Origin of the sequence: Leptotrichia hofstadii, from assembly GCF_007990525.1 — a bacterium.
In the GTDB taxonomy this organism is placed as follows: Bacteria; Fusobacteriota; Fusobacteriia; order Fusobacteriales; family Leptotrichiaceae; genus Leptotrichia; species Leptotrichia hofstadii.
In genome coordinates this window covers 1,164,165-1,182,797 of sequence record NZ_AP019823.1, presented here as the reverse complement: position 1 = coordinate 1,182,797, position 18,633 = coordinate 1,164,165, and the positions used below count along the sequence as shown (strand labels likewise).

The following is an 18,633-nucleotide window of genomic DNA, read 5'->3' as shown; positions in this document are numbered from 1 at the left end:
TATTTCTATTCCTTTTTATTTAAGATTTAAAACCTATTCAGCCTTTAACACATATCCAACCCCACGGATTGTATGAATTAATTTAGGTTCAAAATCCTTGTCAATTTTTCTTCTTAAATATCTGATATAAACATCAATAACATTTGTACCGCCCTCATAATCGTAATTCCAAATATGCTGCTCAATTTGCTCTCTTGAAAGCACACGTTCCTTATTCCTGATCATGTATTCCAAAATTGTAAATTCCCTAGTTGACAGCTTTATTGGTGTCTTATCTCGAAAAACATCGTGAGAATTGCAATTAACAGTTAAATTTGCAATTGAAAAAACATTACTTGCATTGGAATTATTAGTCGAGGGATTTCTACGTAAAAGAACCCTTACTCTAGCCATAAGCTCGTCAAAGGCAAACGGTTTTACAAGATAGTCGTCGGCTCCATAGTCAAGCCCTTTTACCCTGTCTTCTATCCCATCTCTTGCAGTAAGAAGTAAAACTGGCGTTTTTATCCCCTTCTCCCTTATTCTTCTCAAAATTTCAAATCCATCTATTCCTGGAAGCATAATGTCAGAAACAATGGCATCATACTCAACAGAAAAAATATAATCAAGCGCATCTTTTCCATTAAGACAGCTATCTACACAATATTTTTCCAATACCAGCTTTTTTACAATTATATCATTCAAATTTTTTTCATCTTCAATTACTAAAATTCTCATTTTTCAAAAAACCTCCTTACAATTTTTTCTAACAGCGTTATCTTTTGGCTACTGTTGAAAAAGCAAATTTATCAGGTCTATAAGAATTTATACCATATTGAAATAAAGTTCCATTAGATAAGTATGTATGGCTTTCTATAACAACAACTGAATCAAAATTTTTTAAATCCATGTATTTTTTTTCATCTTCAGTAGCATATCTAAATTTTATTTCCCTTCGTGAATGCGATATTTTTAAATGTAATTTTTTTTCCAGATAATTATAAATTGAACTTTCAGCAATTTTTTTATCCAAGAAAGGTACAACTCTTTTATCCAAATATGTAATTTCATACTCAAGTGCTTCCCCATCCAGTACACGAGTACGTGAAACCTTGTAAAATGAAACATCAGCAGACACTTCAAAAACATCCATAATTTCCTTAATTCCACTAACAACTTCCATTTCAATTAAGTTAGTATGAATATCAATATTTTCAATTTTATTAAGTTCTTTTGAAGTTCTCAAGTTTGATAAGCTATTTTTAAAACGTCCATTTTCTAAAACCATGGAATTTTTACCTTTTATTTTTTGAATATATCCATCTAATTCAAGCATGGAAAGTGCTTTTCTTATAGTATCTTTAGAATACGAATATTTATGTGCCAAATCTGATTCACTTTTTAAAAATTCCCCAGCCTTGAATGTCCCATTTGTTATTTTTTCTTTTATATCATTATAAACTTCTTTATATTTGCTCACAGGCATATCTCCTTTCAAGAAATATCAATTTTATTATAGCCCATAAATTGCAAAATGACAATGGCAAAAAACATATAAAAACAAGGAGAATAAAATTTTCTCCCTGTTCTAAAAAAATAATTATAAAAATATATTTCCATCTTCATCAATTGCCTTGTATGCTGGACGGATCAATTTTTTATCCACAAGAATCTGCTCCATCCTATGTGCATTCCAACTGGCTATTCTCGACAATGCAAATAATGGTGTAAATATGTTTTGCGGGATATTCAGAAGTCTATACACAAATCCTGAATACAAATCAACATTTGCACAAATTTCAAAATCCTTGCCTTTTAATTCTTTCCCAATTTCTTTCGTAAATTTTTCAACATTTGAAAAAAGCTCAAATTCTTCAAGCGCATCTTTTTCCTTTGCCAGTTCGTAAGCCTTTTTTTTCAAAATTTCAGCACGTGGGTCTGAAACTGTATAAACTGCATGCCCCATTCCATAAATTCGCCCTGTCTTGTCAAATGCTTTTTTCTCAAATATTTTTTTCAAATATTCTTTTAATTTTATTTCATCATAAGGATTTGAATTTTTTTTCATATCTTCTATCATTTTTGTAACCATTGAATTTGCTCCACCATGCATAGGCCCTTTTAATGAACCAATTGAAGCAGAAATTGAAGAATAGGTATCTGTTCTTGTGGAAGAAATTACGTGCGAAGTGAATGTCGAATTATTTCCACCACCGTGTTCTGCATGTATAACCAATATTAAGTCCAGTATTTCAGATTCCAGTTTTGTAAATTTGCTGTCGCTTCTAAGCATATGAAGAATATTTTCAGCAATGCTGTATTCCTCCATTGGATTATGAATTATCAAGCTCTTTTTAAAATGCTTGTAATTGCATGCCTGATAACAGTATACTAATAAACTTGGAAATTTTGCAATTAAATTTAAAGACTGATCTATCAAATTTGATAAACTCACGTCATCCGGATTTTCATCCAACGTGTACAGGCATAAAACAGCTCTTTGAAGATGATTCATTATATCTGTGCTAGGTTTTCGCAAGATAAAATCCTCTATAAATTCATCTGGCAAGTGCCTGTACTCTTTCAACGTGCTTACAAACATCTTTAATTCAAAATTAGAAGGAACTTTCCCAAAAAGCAGCAAAAACATCGTTTTTTCAAAGCAAAATGTCTTCTCTTCCTCAAACTGCTTAACAAGTTTGTCAATCGAAATTCCCCTATAATAAAGTTTTCCTTTTTCTGGAATCTTTTTTCCTTTTTTGTTTACCGAATACCCTAAAACTGATCCAATTTTAGTTAATCCAACCAGAACCCCTGTCCCATTTTTATTCCTAAGCCCTCTTTTCACATCAAGCTTATTGTAAATATCGTCTGAAATCGAATTATTCTGATTAAATAACGTGCCTAGCTCATTTATAAAATCACTTTTCATAATGCCCTCCTATCCTAAATTTTCAATAATTTTTTTTGTAAATTCAGTCGTTGCAGCATTTCCACCCAAATCTTTCGTTTTACACCCTTCTTCCAATGTCTTTAAAATAGCATTTTCTATATTTTCTGCAAAATCATTCAGCTTTAAATATTTTAGCATTTCTAATGAAGATAGCAGCAATGCCAAAGGATTTGCCTTATTTTTCCCCGCAATATCCGGTGCAGAGCCATGCACAGCTTCAAAAATAGCTATATCATCTCCTATATTTGCACCAGGGGCAACTCCCAGCCCTCCTACAAGCCCAGCCACTAAGTCCGATAAAATATCTCCGTATAAATTCATCGTAACGATTACTCTAAATCTTTCTGGATTTGTAACAAGCTGCATGCACATATTATCAACAATAAGTTCTTCCAGCTCAATTCCTTCATAGTTTTTTGAAACTTCCCTTGCAATTTCCAGAAACATTCCATCTGTAAATTTCAGTATATTTGCCTTGTGTACAGCCGTAACTTTGGAAAGTCCATTATTTTTTGCATATTCAAATGCACTTCTTATAATACGTTCGCTTCCTTTTCTTGTAATTCGTTTTATGGCAATCGCGCTTGTCTTTTCATCATTTTCATACTTTTCCTCACCAATATAAATTCCTTCGGTATTTTCCCTAAAAATTGCCAAATTAATATTGTCATACCGAGTTTTAATTCCCGGCAAATTTCTTGATGGCCTAAAATTCGTATATAAATCGTATTTTTTTCTAAGATACACATTTATACTTCTAAATCCTTTTCCAATTGGTGTTGTAATCGGTCCTTTTATAGCAATTTTATTTTTTTCAACACTTTTATAAAGGCTGTCTGGTACTAATTCTCCTGTTTTCTCATAAACATCTGCTCCTGCATTTTCAGTTTCAAATTCAACTGGAACTTTAGCAGCCTTAAAAATTTCTACTAAGCTTTCAGATATTTCATATCCAATCCCATCCCCAGGTATTAATGTAACTTTCTTCATAATAAACCACTCTTTCTATTTTATTTTTCTATACGATTAAAACTTCAAAATTCAAAAATTAAAATTAACTTTCACAATTTCTATGTTTTTACCAGCTTGATTTTGAACAATAAAGCTAAAGTAAATATCTTAGCTTAAAAACTCATCACTTGTCGCAAATTTCAAGTAGCCACCAAATTTTAAGATTTTAAGTTCTCTCGCTGAACCATTGAATTTTGCAGGAAATTCAGTATTTTTAGTAATATTTTTTATTATAAATCTTCCGTTTATCAATGAATTTGGAATGTCTGACAGCTGTAATTCATCATACTCATCAATTTTATCATAATCTTCCACGTTCTCAAACTCCAACGGTATAATTCCGCTGTTTATCAGGTTTGCCTTATGTATTCTTGCAAAGGATTTTGCAATAACCGCCTTTATGCCAAGATAAAGCGGCAATAATGCGGCATGCTCACGGCTTGAACCTTGCCCATAATTTTCTCCACCGACAATTATTCCGCCATTATTTTTTTCAGCTCTTTCCTTAAAATCTGGAATTATTGTTTCAAAGCAATGTTCCGATAATTTTGGAATATTTGAACGGAATGGCAGCAATGCGGCATTTGATGGGCAAATATCATCTGTTGTAATGTTATCTCCTGTCTTTAAGATAACTTTACGTGCAATACTGTCCTGCAGCTCTTCTCCAATTGGGAATGGCTTAATGTTTGGTCCCATTACGATTTTTACTGCTTCTCTTTCTTTCTTTGCTTCCTCTTCATTTGAATTTGGGAAAATAAAATAGTTATCTGATATTTCAAATTTTTCAGGCTCTTCTACAATAATTTCCGCTCCCAGTTCCCTAGGATCTGTCAAATAGCCTGTAATTGCCGACGCAGCCGCTGTTTCTGTACTTACCAGATATACTCCGGCGCTCATTGTTCCACATCTTCCCTTAAAGTTTCTGTTAAATGTTCTAAGTGAAATTCCATCCGTCTTTGGTGCCTGCCCCATTCCAATGCAGGGTCCACAAGCGGCTTCCAGCAATCTTGCTCCGGCCGCTATAAATTTTGCCAATGCACCATTTTCTGAAATCATTTTCATAATATTGCTTGAACCTGGCGATAATACAAGGCTCACATCTGGATGAACTTTTTTTCCGTCTAAAATTGCTGCAAGCTTCATAAAATCTGAATACGATGAATTTGTACATGAACCAATTGCAATCTGATCAACTTTTAATTTTCTGTCCTTTGGAATTTCATGCACATTGTCAGGACTGTGGGGAAAAGCCGCAAGTGGTACAAGCTCGTCCAGATTGACAACTAATTTATCATCATAAAACGCATTTTCATCAGGCAATAATTCTGCAAAATCTCCTCCACGTGACTGTTTTTCCAAAAAAATCCTTGTTTTTTCATCGCTTGGGAAAATTGACGTTGTTGCCCCTAATTCAGCTCCCATATTTGTAATTGTCGCCCTGTCCTCAACTGACAGTGATTTAATACCTTCTCCAGTATATTCCATTACGTATCCGACTCCACCTTTTACTGTAAGCTGTTTCAAGACGTATAAAATAACGTCTTTAGCCGACACCCAAGGCTGCAATTTCCCTCTCAGCTCAATATTATAAACTTTCGGGACTTTCAAATAATATAGCCCCCGTGCCATTCCAATCGCAACATCAAGTCCTCCCGCTCCAATTGCAAGCATTCCAAGTCCTCCTCCAGTTGGAGTGTGGCTATCCGATCCAATCAGTATTTTCCCAGGCTTTCCAAATCTTTCCAGATGTAATCTGTGACAAATTCCGTTTCCAGGTTTTGAAAAAACTATGTTGTGCTTTTCAGCTGATGTTTTAATAAACTCGTGGTCATCTGCATTCTCAAAGCTAGACTGCAGCATATTATGGTCGACATAAGCCACAGAAATTTCAGTTGCAACTTTATCGACATCCATAGCATTTAACTGCAGATAAGCCATCGTTCCCGTGGAATCCTGTGTAAGTGTCTGATGAACTCTGACAGCGATTTCATTTCCTGCTTTTAATTCACCCTTTAAAAGATTTTTAGCTAAAATCTTATATGTTAAACTCATATTATTAGAGTTCAAATTTTTACTCATAGACATAGTATTGCCCTCCTTACATAACTTTCAATCATACTTCCATTATATTACTAATCGTTAATTGTGTCAACGATATATATTATATATTTTTTATATAATTGCATATATATTATAAATCTTTTATTTTAAGCCAATAAATACAGCTTTCTTGTATATTCAAACCTTATTTTTTAATCAAACTTTTTATTGTTTGAGTAGCAAACAAATTGCTTATAAAAATATTATTTAATAAACTTTCAAGAAAAAAGTAAAAAAAAGACTATATTAAATAGTCCTTCCTGCAAATCTTAATTAATCATTTTCTTTGTTGTATTTTTTACTGTTACCAATCATATTGCCGTTAACTTGAGCAAAATATATTTTGCATGACCAAAAAAGAATTGATGTTTTTAAGAACAGTGTTGAGACAGTGTCTATAATTTTATGTAAACTCAAAATATAATATGTAGCGCAGGATGATAAAAATATCATCCTGTTTTTAAATTTTTATTTTTTTATTTTTATAATTCAAAGTATTTGCCATTATATCTTTTTTACCAATATTTGTTTTTCTGTCATAAGAAAATAATCTTATTTTTCTAATTCTTTCTTTATTTCCAAATATCTTTTTATGCACAAATTTTGCGATAAAATATGAAAGGATAACACTGGCAATAACATCAGTAGTCCAATGATACATCAAATAAATTCGACTAACTCCTACTAAAAATCCTAAAATAAATAGCAACATTTTGAGAACTCTGTTTTTTATGAAAAAACTTAAAATCCAAATTGTTCCCCAAACAGTAATTGTATGTCCCGAAGGAAAGGAGGCATAGTCGCCTTCAAAAAGAAACTTATTTTTTATTAAACTTAAAACTCCATAAAATTTCTCTGGATTTGCAGTTATTGAAGGTCTCGCTCTTCCAAACAAAAGTTTAAATAAATTCACAGTAATTTGTGTAGAGAGTAAAGTAAAAAAGATACCTGCAATGTATTTTTTAAAAATATGGGATTTCTTTTTGTTTAAAAAAATAAATAAAAACAATATAAGAACTAATGATAATTCAAAATATCCTTCTCCAAATTTAGTAATAATACGAAAGATTTTTTCAAGATTTTCTGAACGATGAAAAATACTAAACTCTGAAAAAAATGATAAATGTTTAAAAAAGAATCTGTCAATAAAAAAAATATGATTAGTTAGTTGCAATGGCATCACCTTCTCCTCTTTTGTTTTAAATTAAATAAATTATTTTAAGATTATATCTTTTTATTTTCTTAAAATTAAGATATAATATCTTTGGTAAGGTAATAATACCACAAAAAATAAATTTAAAAATGAATTTAGTATGAATAAATTTTAGAAAGGGAAAAAATGGGAAAAATACTGATTGTTGAAGATGATAAAAAAATATCACGTATTTTGAAATTACAGCTAGAAAGAAAAAATCATGAAATAACAATAATTGAAAATGGAATTGATGCATTAAATGAAATTGACAGAAAAAGAGACTTTTATGACTTGATTCTTTTAGATTTGGGACTTCCTTCCATGGAAGGAAATGAAGTTTGCAAAAATGTACGAAAAATATCAAAAGTTCCCATAATTGTTGTATCTGCCAAAAACAATATAGAAGAAAAAGTTGATTTGTTAAAATCTGGAGCAAGTGATTATGTTAAAAAACCTTTTGATTTTTTAGAATTAGAAGCAAGGATTAATATAAATATTAGAAAAGAGAAAATTTCTGAAATTATCTATAAGACTTTAAAATTAAATATGGAAAATTATTCTGCATACCTGGAAAATAATCTTATTTTATTAACAAAAACAGAATTTGAACTAGTAAAACTACTAATTGAAAATAAAGAAGAAATTGTTTTAAGGGATAAAATTGTTGAAAAAATATGGGGTTAGGAAGCAAGTGACAATCTTCTTGACAGCACAATAAAAAAAATAAGGCAAAAAATAGGAAAGGAAAAAATTAAAACAGTGAGAGGAATTGGCTACATTTTACAAATATGAAAAAAATAAAAGACAAAATAATTATTGCAAATACCGTAAGCCTTGTTTTTATTTCCTTTATTATTATTTTATCAATGACATTTTTTTTGATTCATACAGCTGTTGAAACAGAAAGTAAAGAAATGGATAAATTAATTCCTGCTATTATTGAAAAACTAGATAAGGTTCCAGACAATAAATTAAAAGAAACTTATCAAAAATACGATTATGCTGATAAAGAATACATTTCTCTTGCAATTTTAAGAAATGGAAAATTTATTTATTTGACAGATGATGAAAACAGCTTTAAGTTAAAAAAGTTTGAATCAAATAAACTTAAAACAAAATGGGATCGGTTTATCTATAAAAAAATTTATGCTGGATACAAATCAAAATATTATGTCATAAGAAATTTTGAATTTATGGAAGCACATGAACTTTTGTACGTTATGCTTGCAATGTTTGTTTTAATAACAATTTCAATTATTATAATTTCTAAAATTGTAGCAGAACATGTCTTGATCCCACTTTCAAATATAATTTCTCAAAGTAATGAAATGAGTAAACATAATATTGATTTGCAGTTAACAAAGACACGAGATGATGAAATTGGCGAATTAATTGATGTTTTAAATGAAACTTTTAATAAAAAAAAGAAATTATAAAAAGCCAAAAAGCATTTACTTCCAATGTATCACATGAATTAAAAACACCTCTTGCTATAATGAAAGGTTATTTAGATATACTAAAATGGGGAAAAGATGATAAAGATTTATTAAACGAAGCAATCGAAAATCTAAATCTTGAAGTAAAAAATATTGAAAGAATAATTAATACACTGTTTTTAAATTCAAATCTTGAAAAAATAACTGTGAAAAAAGAAATTATTGATGTAAAACAGCTTTTCGAGAAAATAAAAAAAGATTATGAACTTCTAAATATTAAAAATGAAATGATAATAAAAGTAAATAATGAGGTAAATATTTTTGTTGATAAAAATCTAATTTCAGAAGCTTTGCGTGGATTAATTGACAACTGTATTAAATACTCCATAGGAAATATTCAATTAATTGCAAGAGAAGATGAAGTAGTCGAAATTATTGTAAGGAACTATGGGGAAAGGATCCCTGAAGAAGAAAAGAAAAATTTGTTTAATCGAAATTTTCAAGGTAAAAATGCTAAAAAAGGCTCAGGGCTTGGACTTCCAATCATAAAAGATATAATTTTACTAAATGATGGAAAAATTTATTTAGAAAATAGAAAAGATGGAGTTGATGTAAAAATTCAGTTTAAAAAAATTAATTACGAAAATGAATAAATAATAAAATAAAAACAGGCTATCTCAATATTTTGGGAAAGCCTATTTTTATAATTGGTAATTTTTTATCTTCTTTGCTGAGTTCTTTGTTGCTGGTAGTTAAACGCTTCCAATTTCATAGAAATATTTTTTTCAGTTCCATTTGACACTACTTTTAAGTTAACTGTTTCACCAATTTTTTTAGCCGCAATTTCTCCGATAAATGATCCTGCGGACGTTACACGTTTTCCATTGATTTCAAGAATTAAATCATTAACTTTTAATCCATATTTTGCCGCTGGCGAATTTGGATAAATTTGTTGAACCAAAATACCTGTCGAATATGAAATTCTTCTTTCTTTTTTCAATTCAGGAGTTAAATCAAGTACTGAAATTCCAATATATGGACGTTCATATTTACCATTTTTTATTATAGAATCTTTTACATTTTCAGCCAAATTCGATGGAATTGCAAAACTTAATCCTACACTTCCGCCATTTGGAGAATAAATGGCAGTATTTACACCAATAACATCTCCATTAATATTAAGAAGCGGTCCACCACTGTTTCCTTGATTAATAGAGGCATCTGTCTGTATAAAGTTTTCAACTTGCTCAATTCCCAATGAACTTCTTCCAGAAGCTCCGACTACCCCAACTGTCATCGAACTGTTCAATCCTAACGGATTTCCAAATGCAATTGCCCAGTGCCCAATTTTTATATTATCTGAGTCAGCAAATTTTAATGGTTTAAATGTTCTGTTTGCATTTACTTTTAAAATTGCAATATCCACTTCTGGCGATGTTCCAACTAATTTTGCCAAATATTCATGCCCGTCAGATAATTTTACATAAATCTCATCTGCTCCGTCAATAACGTGATTGTTTGTCATCATATATCCGTCGCTTGAAATTATGAATCCTGAACCTAAACTTCCTGATTCACGTCTTTGCTGCCTTCTTCCAGATGTTCCGAATAAAAATGCTTCAAGCGGGTTATAAGTTTCCACAACGATTGTTTTCTTAGTTCTAATATTTACAACAGAATCTTTTGCCTTTTCATAGACTGCTGAAAACGCGTTTTGCGCACTGTACATATCTCCTGTAATGTTTGTATTTTGAACAATTTGCTTATTTTGTAAAATATTTGTATCTTTTGAAACTGCAGCTGTCGCTGTTAGAGCGGCCGCCATAAACGATGTGGTCAAAAGTCTTTTTAATTTCATACTTTTAAAGTCTCCTCTTTCATAAAATTTGTATTTTAAGATTTTAAAATCTTTTAATGTTAGTTATTTTACTCCCCTTTTCTTAGAAAAAATAATATCCTATTTTTTATTAGCCTTAGTTTTTACAAATTTCCTCCATTAAATTAAGATAAATTTTAATATTTAAAATGAACTTAGTAAAACTGTTCTTTCAAAAATTTCCTTTATCAATTCCAAAATCATCAATCCCAGTATCCCAGAAATATCAAGATTCATATTTCCAATTGGAATTACTATTTTAAACATTTGTAAATACGGCTCTGTAACCTTCCTTACCCATTGAAAAACCCCTATTTGATTGTATGGGTCAATCCATGTCCCCAAAATATTAATCAAGATAAGAAGAGCATATAAATCAAACAGTTTTAACATTACTCTTACAAAAACATCCAAAATTACACCTCCAAAAAATTTAAAAAGAGTATTATTTCTACTTATTTAAAACATTTTTACATTTCAAAACATATTCAACCCCTGAAACTATAGTCAATATTAACGGAATTAATAATAATATGTTGTTTGCTGTAAAATTAAAAGGTATTAAAATTATTAGTGTAAGCGCTGCCATCTGAGTAGCAGTCTTCCATTTTCCAAGACTCTCTGCCGCAATAACAACCCCTTCAGCCGCCACAATTGAACGAAGTCCAGTTATAAGCAATTCTCTAAAAATTATTATTATTACAAACCACAAACTTATTTGATTAAATTTTGCAAGTGTTACTAATGCTGAAATAACAAGTATTTTATCAGCTAATGGATCCAGTAATTTCCCTAAATTTGTAATTAAATTATATTTTCTTGCAATTTTTCCATCATAATAATCTGTAATAGATGCCCCTACAAAGATAATTGCCGCAAATATTCTCATCGTCACAGAAACTGCTGCATTATCTGAAACTTCCAAAGCTAAACTTAAAAAAATCACAAATGGTATAACTAGAATTATTCTTAATATCGCTAATTTATTAGGTAAATTCATTTTCATTTTTGCCACACTCCCTAAATATAATAATATTCTAAATTAATTTAATGTTTTCATGCTCAAGTTAAATTTGTCTTCGCTTTCCATTGAAATTACCTTAACTCTTACATTTTGCCCTTCTTTTAGTACATCTTCAGTTTTTTCAACTCTTTTATTGCTAATTTCAGAAATATGTAAAAGCCCTTCTTTTCCTGGCAGCACTTCCACAAATGCACCGAATTTCATCAGTTTTGTAACTTTTCCTTCATAAATTTCATTTAACTCAACTGACTGAGTTTGTCTTTTGACAAGTTCCAGCGCTTTTTTCATATTTTCAGATTCTTTTCCAAAAATTGAAACAGTTCCATCATCTTCAATGTCTATCGAAACTCCAGTTTCATCAATAATTGCCCTAATAACTTTTCCTCCTGGACCGATGAGCCCAGCAATTTTATCAGGATTAATTTTAATAATCTCAATTTTTGGCGCATTCTCAGCAACTTGCGCTCTTGGCTCACTAATTACTGCCTCCATTTTATCAATAATGAACAATCTTCCTTCTAATGCCTGTCTTAAAGCAATTTCCATTATTTCCCTTGTGATTCCTTCAATTTTTATATCCATTTGAATTGCAGTAATTCCATCTCTTGTCCCCGCAACTTTAAAGTCCATATCTCCAAGATGGTCTTCAAGCCCTTGGATGTCAGTAAGTACTGTGAATGTTTCCCCTTCTTTTATAAGTCCCATAGCAATTCCGGCAACTGTAGATTTTATCGGAACTCCAGCAGCCATTAATGCAAGCGATCCTCCACAAATTGAAGCCTGTGACGAAGAACCATTTGATTCTGTAATTTCAGAAACAAGCCTTACTGTGTATGGGAATTTGTCTGTATCTGGCATAACATATTTTAAGGCTCTTTCTGCCAAGTTTCCATGTCCTAGTTCACGTCTTCCAGGTGCTCTCATAAATCCAGCTTCTCCAACTGAATATGGAGGGAAATTATAATGCAGGAAGAATTTTTTACGTGTTTCATCTTCCATTCCATCAATAATTTGCTCGTCTTCTTTGCTTCCAAGCGTTGCAACAACTAACGCCTGAGTCTCTCCACGTGTGAACAACGCAGAACCATGCGGTACTGGAAGTGTATCTATTTCCACATCAATTGGACGGATTTCAGTAGTTTGACGTCCATCAGCACGATATTGCTTATATAAAATAGCATCTCTGACAAGTCTTTTTTCTACATCTCTATAATATTTTTTAAATTCTTTTTCCAGATTTTCATCAATTTCTTTATCTTCATTTTCAAGTTTTTCAACATATTTTTCAAAAAGTTCTATTTCCAGATTGTCAATTGCCTCGTATTTTTCCAGTTTGCCTGGTGTCATTATAGCTTTTTCAACTTCATTTTCAAAACTGTCAATAAATTCCTTGATTTCAGAATCTACTTCCTTTTTCTCAAATTCATATTTTTGTACATCAAACTGTTCTAAAAATTTGTCCTGCTCTGCACAAATTTCCTTGATTTTTTCATGCCCAAACATAATCGCTTCCAGCATAACTTCCTCAGAAACTTCCTTAGCTCCAGCCTCTACCATTGTTACAGCATCTTTTGTCCCTACAACTGACAATTGAATTTCACTTTCCAGCAACTGCTCTCCTGTTGGATTCAAGATGTATTCTCCATTAATGTACCCAACTGTAACTCCAGCCACAGTTCCTGCAAATGGAATATCTGATAATCCTAAAGCGGCAGAAACTCCAATTGTAGCAAGGTTTTCTGGATAATTCACTTCATCATAAGAAAGCACCGTAACTACAATATGTACTGCATTCAAAAATCCTTCTGGAAATAAAGGTCTAATTGGTCTGTCAATCAATCTTGAAATAAGTACTTCATCAGTTCCTGGCTTAGTTTCCCTTTTTATAAATCCACCCGGAAATTTCCCAGATGCATAAAATTTTTCAATATAGTCAACTGTTAAAGGGAAAAAATCCTGCCCCTCCCTGACATCCTTGCTTCTAGTCGCTGTAACTAAAAGCATTGTCCCTCCACATTGAACAACAACTGAACCTCCAGCTTGACGTGCGATTTTTCCTGTACTTATTTTAATTTTCTGGTTTCCTAAATTAAAACCATAAATTTTCTCTTCAAACATTTTTCCTCCTAAAATTTATTTATTTTTTAAGAAGGGAGCAAATAATAGTAAAATCTTTCATCAAATTTTTAATAAAAAACTTTACAATTACTTACTCAAAATACCTTCTTAAAATTTTTATAATTATACCATTTTTTCGTAATTTTTACAAATTTAAAAATTAAAAGAGCAGAAAAATCTCCGCTCTTAAAAAAATAAAACAATACTATATACTTTTACTTTTTCCAAATCTTAAATTTAATTATTTAATTATTTAATCTTCTCTTCCTGTATTTCCACTGCTTGCGGATAAATCTCAATAATTTCATTCGCAATTTTGTCAATTTCAGCAATCAGGTAATCTGTACTGCTTCTATCGCCTTTCATTGCAATTCTTACATGAACACAGCCTTCCTTTGCATAAGGTGCAACAGTCGGATTTGACATTTCAAAGTAATCTTTTAGCCTGTCATCAATTTTACCTTCTGGAACTCCTTTTATTTCAAGAGTTTTCATTAGCAAAATATCGTTTGAATATTTTTTTAAAAATGGCAAAACTTGATTATCCACCATCCAAGTCATTTCCCTTGGAGGCCCTGGCAATACTATTATTTTTTTATTATCTTTTTCATAAAAAAATCCTGGTGCAAGCCCAACTTCATTATCAAGCAATTCTGAGTTCTTTAAAATCGAAGCCTCTTTTCTCCCACCAGAAGCCACTTCTCCAAAACCCCTCTCATTATATTTTTTTACAATCAAGTCATAATACCGCTCTATCACTTCCAGCTCTTCCTCAAAATAATCGGCTACAACTTCTTTTGTAATATCATCAATTGTAGGTCCAAGTCCCCCAGTAGTAATTACCAAATCAACCCTTTTAAAAGCATTTTCCAGACACTCCATAAGCCGTCCGTAATTATCCCCAACTGTAGTCTGATAATACAAGTCAATCCCAATATTTGTAAGTTTTGCTGAAATATACTGTGCATTTGTATTCACAATATCTCCAACTAATAATTCAGTTCCAACGCATATAATTTCTGTCTTCATTTTGATTTCCTTCTTTATTTTTTATTTAAAATACCGCCAAATAAGTTTACAAAACGATAATCCTATTTAACGGTAAAATCTATTTTTTATTACTCATAATTTTTATTATTTTTTAAAGATAATTGATTCATAAGGTTTCAGAATAATTTTTCCGTCTTTGATTTCAGGTTCTGTTTCGTAGTTTGATAATAGAACTTGAGCATTTTCCAGTCCTGTAACTCCATTTCTTTCCAGTTCAAATTCTACTTCAGGTTCATAAAAATTACTGATTACAACTAATTCTCCATTTTCTCCAACACGTTTGTAGGCATAAATACTTTTATTTTCCAAGTCAATATCTTCATACCTTCCTGTTATCATTAATTCTTCATTTCTTCTTAAATCAATTAATTTTTTATAATGATAGAATACTGAATTTTTATCTTTTAAAGCCACTTCAGCATTGATTTTCTTATAATTTTCAGGCACTCCAATCCACGGGGTTCCAGTTGTAAATCCTGCATTTTCAGAATCATTCCATTGAACAGGCGTTCTGGAATTATCTCTTGATTTCTGCATTAAAATTTCAATAGCTTCTTCTTCAGAACATCCTTTATTGAGTAAAATTTTGTAATTATTAGTTGATTCAACATCACGATATTTCTCAATATTATCAAAATAAGGATTTGTCATTCCAAATTCTTCTCCCTGATAAATATAAGGTGTCCCTTGCAGTCCATGAAGAACTGTGGCAAGCATTTTAGCCGACTCCCTATGATATTCCTTATCATTTCCAAATCTTGACAATGCCCTTGGCTGATCGTGGTTATTCCAGAAAGTCGCATTCCAGCCATTTCCTTCATACATTCCAATTTGCCATTTAGAGAATATCCTTTTTAACTCCACAAAATCAAATGGTGCTTTTGCCCATTTTTCTCCATTTGGATAATCTACTTTCAAATGATGAAATGAAAATGCCATTGATAATTCCTTTTCATCAGGATTTGAATATCTGATACAGTTATCAAGGCTTGTAGAAGACATTTCTCCAACCGTAATAAGTTCTCCTCCACCAAATGCCTCTCTATTCATCTCCTTCAAAAATTCATGAATTCTAGGCCCATCTGTATAAAATCTTCTTCCATCAGGTACGAATCTTGTATCACTTCCATCATCATTCGGAAATCTCTGATCCTTTGATATAAGGTTTATAACATCCAGTCTAAATCCATCTACACCTTTATTCAGCCAAAATTTTATCATTTCATATACTTTTTTTCTTACATTTTCATTTTCCCAGTTTAAATCAGCTTGCGTAACATCAAACAGATGTAAATAATATTGCCCTCTCTTTTTTGAATATTGCCAGGCATTTCCTCCAAATTTTGATTGCCAGTTTGTAGGCTCTTTTCCATCAACTGCATCTTTCCATATATAGAAATCTTTATATTCAGTATCTCCGGCTTCAGACTTTTTAAACCATTCATTTTCAGTGGAAGAATGATTTACAACAATATCCATCACTATTTTCAGCCCTCTTTTATGTGCTTCAGACAGCATTTCCTCAAAATCTTCCATTGTTCCGTAATTAGAATCAATATTGTAGTAGTCACTTATATCGTATCCATTGTCATTCTGTGGAGATTTATACATTGGAGTAATCCAGATTACTTCCACTCCAAGTTCCTTCAAATAATCTAATTTTTCGATAATTCCTCTTATATCTCCTTCTCCATTTCCAGTCGTGTCATTAAAGCTTTTTGGATAAATTTGGTAAACTACAGATTTATGCCACCACTTTTGATCGAAATTTTTTTTCATAAAATTCACTCCTAAATTTTTATTTATTTTAAAACTTCTTTTTAAATTATACTCCATTATTCCCATATATACAACCAAATTTTTAACTTTTGCCTAAAAAATTCAAATATAAAAAGAGCAGTAATTGACTGCTCTAACACCTATTCAACTTCCTTTCCGCCTGTATATCCAAAAACATAATCCAAATTTATATTTTTCATTGAATTAAACACACTTTGCTTTACTCCCGGATTTTTTTCTTCAAGCTCGGCTAATAAATTTTTTACTTCCCTACGTTTGCTCGAAGTTTTTCCAGCTTCGATTGTACATCCACAGTTCATTGCACGAATTCCGTTTGTTTTTGTGTAATCAATTATGTCAGCTTCCTTTACATAGATTAATGGACGAATTAGTTCTAATTTTCCAGAAGTTGATGGAACTTTTGGAGTCATTGTCTTCATTGTTCCTGCATAAAGCATGTTTATAAGAGTTGTTTCGATAACATCGTCAAAATGATGCCCAAGCGTCAATTTATTAAATCCAAGTTCTTCGACTTGCGTGTACAAAATTCCACGTCGCATTTTAGCACATAAAAAGCACGGATAGTCCTTTGCCTTTTCATTTGCAATTTCCCAAATATTCGTATTAATAATCTCACAGTCAATATTTAACTTATCCAAATTATTTTTAAAATTATCCAAATCAGAATTTCTAAAACCAGGATTTAAGCTAACTGCCTTAAATTCAAAATTTTTCCGTTTATCTTTCTTCAATTCCTGAAACAGTTTTACTAAAAGCAAACTGTCTTTTCCGCCAGAAACTCCAATGGCTATTTTATCCCCGTCCTGTATCATATCAAAATCATTAATTGCCTTTAAAAATTTTGACCATATACTTTTTTTATAAGTTGTCAATATACTTTTCTCAATTTCTTCCACATCCTTCATCGGACCATCTGGAATAATAGCATCACATACTAAATTTACCACTTTTCTCTCCCTTGATATTTTTTTAATCATATTCTTAAATACTCAAATAATAAAAAGTTGTCATAGATAAGTTCAGTTACTTATTTTAAGACAACTTCATAAAGCAGAATTATTACTTTAACCATACATATTTAGTTTAATTTTAAACAATTCCTAAATTTGCTGCTCCAAAATTTAATTTTTTATCCTTTTTATCTTCTCCTATTACATTTTTACATTTATTTTCTATGTAATGTATTTTTTCAATTAGCCCTTCGTCTCTTGAGTCAATTCTAAATGCCGCCTTATATTCTTCAAGAGCTTTTTGATGTCGTCCCATATGTTCATATTTTCTAGCAAAATCAATGTGAGCAATATACATATCAAAATCTAGGAATATAGCAAGTTCATAACAGTCAACCGCTTCTGATATTTTCCCTTTTCTTGAATAAATATTTCCTAGTAAAAATAATACAAATGGCTCATCTTCTGTTCTTACGTCAAGTGCCTTGTTAAGGTTTTCCTCGGCTTTGTCAAGATCTTCATTTTCGTAATATAAATATCCTAAAAATGCTGATATCTCAATTTCATCAGGTTTCAGCTTTACTAATTTTTCATAGATTTCAATTGCCTTGTCATTTTCCTTTAACGCATGATAAATAGATGCTAATGTTTTTAACACTTCCACATCATCAGGATTCTCTTTTATTTTTTCCAAATTTTCTTTAAGAAGCCGCTCGTTATTTTCATTGTATCTTATTTCTCTAAAAATTAATGTTTCTAACATTATTTCCTCCTGCTACTGTATTTACTTTATATTAAAATATCTGTAATATTTTTTTAATTAAAAGCACGCTTTAAAAGTAGCATCTCCTTTCTTATTACATTATTTCCCATTTTTATATAGAATTTACTGAATTTATAATTGTAAATATATTCTTTACTCAATATTCCTGTATTTTTATATTTAAACTAAGATTATAAAACTTAAAAAAATTAAATTAAATATAAAAATATATAAATTTCTTCAATATTAATTTCTTGTATTCATTTTATCATAAATAACAATTTTAGTAAATAAGATTATTTATAAATTTTCTCTAATTTTAAGAAAAAATCAATTCAAATATTAATAAAACTTGTTTTTTTCAGATAATAACTA

16 protein-coding genes and 1 pseudogene are annotated in these 18,633 nt (G+C 30.7%); 3 read left to right on the top strand and 14 right to left on the bottom strand.

Going from position 1 to position 18,633, the window contains the following annotated elements; all coding sequences use genetic code 11:
- Nucleotides 1-33: 33 nt before the first annotated feature.
- The 6 genes from FVE77_RS05555 to FVE77_RS05530 all read right to left on the bottom strand — a co-directional run bounded on the left by FVE77_RS05555 (nucleotide 34) and on the right by FVE77_RS05530 (nucleotide 7,226).
- Nucleotides 34-717 (bottom strand): response regulator transcription factor, encoded by a 684-nt coding sequence (locus FVE77_RS05555; RefSeq protein ID WP_026746437.1) that lies wholly within the window; start codon nucleotides 715-717, stop codon nucleotides 34-36.
- 37 nt (nucleotides 718-754) lie between these two features.
- Nucleotides 755-1,459, bottom strand: coding sequence for a UTRA domain-containing protein (locus FVE77_RS05550; protein WP_026746438.1), 705 nt, complete (start codon nucleotides 1,457-1,459; stop codon nucleotides 755-757).
- A 120-nt stretch (nucleotides 1,460-1,579) separates the two neighbouring features.
- Nucleotides 1,580-2,911 (bottom strand): citrate/2-methylcitrate synthase, encoded by a 1,332-nt coding sequence (locus tag FVE77_RS05545; RefSeq protein ID WP_026746439.1) that lies wholly within the window; start codon nucleotides 2,909-2,911, stop codon nucleotides 1,580-1,582.
- A 9-nt stretch (nucleotides 2,912-2,920) separates the two neighbouring features.
- Nucleotides 2,921-3,922: an isocitrate/isopropylmalate dehydrogenase family protein gene (locus tag FVE77_RS05540; protein WP_026746440.1), complete on the bottom strand. Its 1,002-nt coding sequence runs from the start codon at nucleotides 3,920-3,922 to the stop codon at nucleotides 2,921-2,923.
- A 129-nt stretch (nucleotides 3,923-4,051) separates the two neighbouring features.
- On the bottom strand, nucleotides 4,052-6,031 hold the full coding sequence (locus FVE77_RS05535; protein WP_172966413.1) for an aconitate hydratase: 1,980 nt from the start codon (nucleotides 6,029-6,031) through the stop codon (nucleotides 4,052-4,054).
- A gap of 475 nt (nucleotides 6,032-6,506) precedes the next feature.
- Nucleotides 6,507-7,226: a phosphatase PAP2 family protein gene (locus FVE77_RS05530; protein ID WP_026746442.1), complete on the bottom strand. Its 720-nt coding sequence runs from the start codon at nucleotides 7,224-7,226 to the stop codon at nucleotides 6,507-6,509.
- A gap of 159 nt (nucleotides 7,227-7,385) precedes the next feature.
- Between FVE77_RS05530 and FVE77_RS05525 the strand changes: the two are divergent.
- The 3 genes and pseudogenes from FVE77_RS05525 (at nucleotide 7,386) to FVE77_RS12840 (ending at nucleotide 9,330) form a co-directional block, all read left to right on the top strand.
- Nucleotides 7,386-8,033: pseudogene (locus FVE77_RS05525) on the top strand (response regulator transcription factor).
- Nucleotides 8,030-8,677, top strand: a complete 648-nt coding sequence (locus FVE77_RS12845) for a HAMP domain-containing protein (protein WP_232052969.1) — start codon at nucleotides 8,030-8,032, stop codon at nucleotides 8,675-8,677. Before FVE77_RS05525 ends, FVE77_RS12845 begins: the two are co-directional and overlap by 4 nt.
- Nucleotides 8,678-8,736: 59 nt before the next feature.
- On the top strand, nucleotides 8,737-9,330 hold the full coding sequence (locus FVE77_RS12840; protein ID WP_232052968.1) for a sensor histidine kinase: 594 nt from the start codon (nucleotides 8,737-8,739) through the stop codon (nucleotides 9,328-9,330).
- Between the two features lie 65 nt (nucleotides 9,331-9,395).
- Here the strand turns inward: FVE77_RS12840 and FVE77_RS05515 are convergent, their stop codons facing one another.
- From FVE77_RS05515 to FVE77_RS05480, 8 genes are all read right to left on the bottom strand, one after another.
- Nucleotides 9,396-10,535, bottom strand: a complete 1,140-nt coding sequence (locus FVE77_RS05515; RefSeq protein ID WP_006804385.1) for a S1C family serine protease — start codon at nucleotides 10,533-10,535, stop codon at nucleotides 9,396-9,398.
- Between the two features lie 162 nt (nucleotides 10,536-10,697).
- Nucleotides 10,698-10,967 (bottom strand): YggT family protein, encoded by a 270-nt coding sequence (locus tag FVE77_RS05510; protein WP_026746443.1) that lies wholly within the window; start codon nucleotides 10,965-10,967, stop codon nucleotides 10,698-10,700.
- A 37-nt stretch (nucleotides 10,968-11,004) separates the two neighbouring features.
- Nucleotides 11,005-11,553: a CDP-diacylglycerol--glycerol-3-phosphate 3-phosphatidyltransferase gene (gene pgsA / locus FVE77_RS05505; protein ID WP_026746444.1), complete on the bottom strand. Its 549-nt coding sequence runs from the start codon at nucleotides 11,551-11,553 to the stop codon at nucleotides 11,005-11,007.
- A gap of 42 nt (nucleotides 11,554-11,595) precedes the next feature.
- Nucleotides 11,596-13,695 carry a polyribonucleotide nucleotidyltransferase gene (gene pnp, locus FVE77_RS05500; protein WP_026746445.1) on the bottom strand — a complete coding sequence of 700 codons (2,100 nt, stop codon included), beginning with the start codon at nucleotides 13,693-13,695 and terminating at the stop codon, nucleotides 11,596-11,598.
- 249 nt (nucleotides 13,696-13,944) lie between these two features.
- Nucleotides 13,945-14,724, bottom strand: a complete 780-nt coding sequence (locus tag FVE77_RS05495; protein WP_026746446.1) for a molybdopterin-binding protein — start codon at nucleotides 14,722-14,724, stop codon at nucleotides 13,945-13,947.
- Nucleotides 14,725-14,829: 105 nt separating this feature from the next.
- Nucleotides 14,830-16,524 carry an alpha,alpha-phosphotrehalase gene (gene treC, locus FVE77_RS05490; protein WP_026746447.1) on the bottom strand — a complete coding sequence of 565 codons (1,695 nt, stop codon included), beginning with the start codon at nucleotides 16,522-16,524 and terminating at the stop codon, nucleotides 14,830-14,832.
- A 140-nt stretch (nucleotides 16,525-16,664) separates the two neighbouring features.
- On the bottom strand, nucleotides 16,665-17,492 hold the full coding sequence (locus tag FVE77_RS05485; RefSeq protein WP_026746448.1) for a tRNA lysidine(34) synthetase: 828 nt from the start codon (nucleotides 17,490-17,492) through the stop codon (nucleotides 16,665-16,667).
- A 142-nt stretch (nucleotides 17,493-17,634) separates the two neighbouring features.
- Nucleotides 17,635-18,258, bottom strand: a complete 624-nt coding sequence (locus FVE77_RS05480) for a tetratricopeptide repeat protein (protein WP_026746449.1) — start codon at nucleotides 18,256-18,258, stop codon at nucleotides 17,635-17,637.
- Nucleotides 18,259-18,633 lie beyond the last annotated feature (375 nt).

Bases quoted from the DNA above. Each gene is read 5' to 3' on its own strand.
- FVE77_RS05545 (WP_026746439.1), bottom strand. From the start codon at position 2,911: ATGAAAAGTGATTTTATAAATGAGCTAGGCACGTTATTTAATCAGAAT.
- FVE77_RS05515 (WP_006804385.1), bottom strand. From the start codon at position 10,535: ATGAAATTAAAAAGACTTTTGACCACATCGTTTATGGCGGCCGCTCTA.
- FVE77_RS05480 (WP_026746449.1), bottom strand. From the start codon at position 18,258: ATGTTAGAAACATTAATTTTTAGAGAAATAAGATACAATGAAAATAAC.
- FVE77_RS05555 (WP_026746437.1), bottom strand. From the start codon at position 717: ATGAGAATTTTAGTAATTGAAGATGAAAAAAATTTGAATGATATAATT.
- FVE77_RS05530 (WP_026746442.1), bottom strand. From the start codon at position 7,226: ATGCCATTGCAACTAACTAATCATATTTTTTTTATTGACAGATTCTTT.
- FVE77_RS05495 (WP_026746446.1), bottom strand. From the start codon at position 14,724: ATGAAGACAGAAATTATATGCGTTGGAACTGAATTATTAGTTGGAGAT.
- FVE77_RS12845 (WP_232052969.1), top strand. From the start codon at position 8,030: ATGAAAAAAATAAAAGACAAAATAATTATTGCAAATACCGTAAGCCTT.
- pnp (WP_026746445.1), bottom strand. From the start codon at position 13,695: ATGTTTGAAGAGAAAATTTATGGTTTTAATTTAGGAAACCAGAAAATT.
- treC (WP_026746447.1), bottom strand. From the start codon at position 16,524: ATGAAAAAAAATTTCGATCAAAAGTGGTGGCATAAATCTGTAGTTTAC.
- FVE77_RS05535 (WP_172966413.1), bottom strand. From the start codon at position 6,031: ATGTCTATGAGTAAAAATTTGAACTCTAATAATATGAGTTTAACATAT.
- pgsA (WP_026746444.1), bottom strand. From the start codon at position 11,553: ATGAATTTACCTAATAAATTAGCGATATTAAGAATAATTCTAGTTATA.
- FVE77_RS12840 (WP_232052968.1), top strand. From the start codon at position 8,737: ATGAAAGGTTATTTAGATATACTAAAATGGGGAAAAGATGATAAAGAT.
- FVE77_RS05540 (WP_026746440.1), bottom strand. From the start codon at position 3,922: ATGAAGAAAGTTACATTAATACCTGGGGATGGGATTGGATATGAAATA.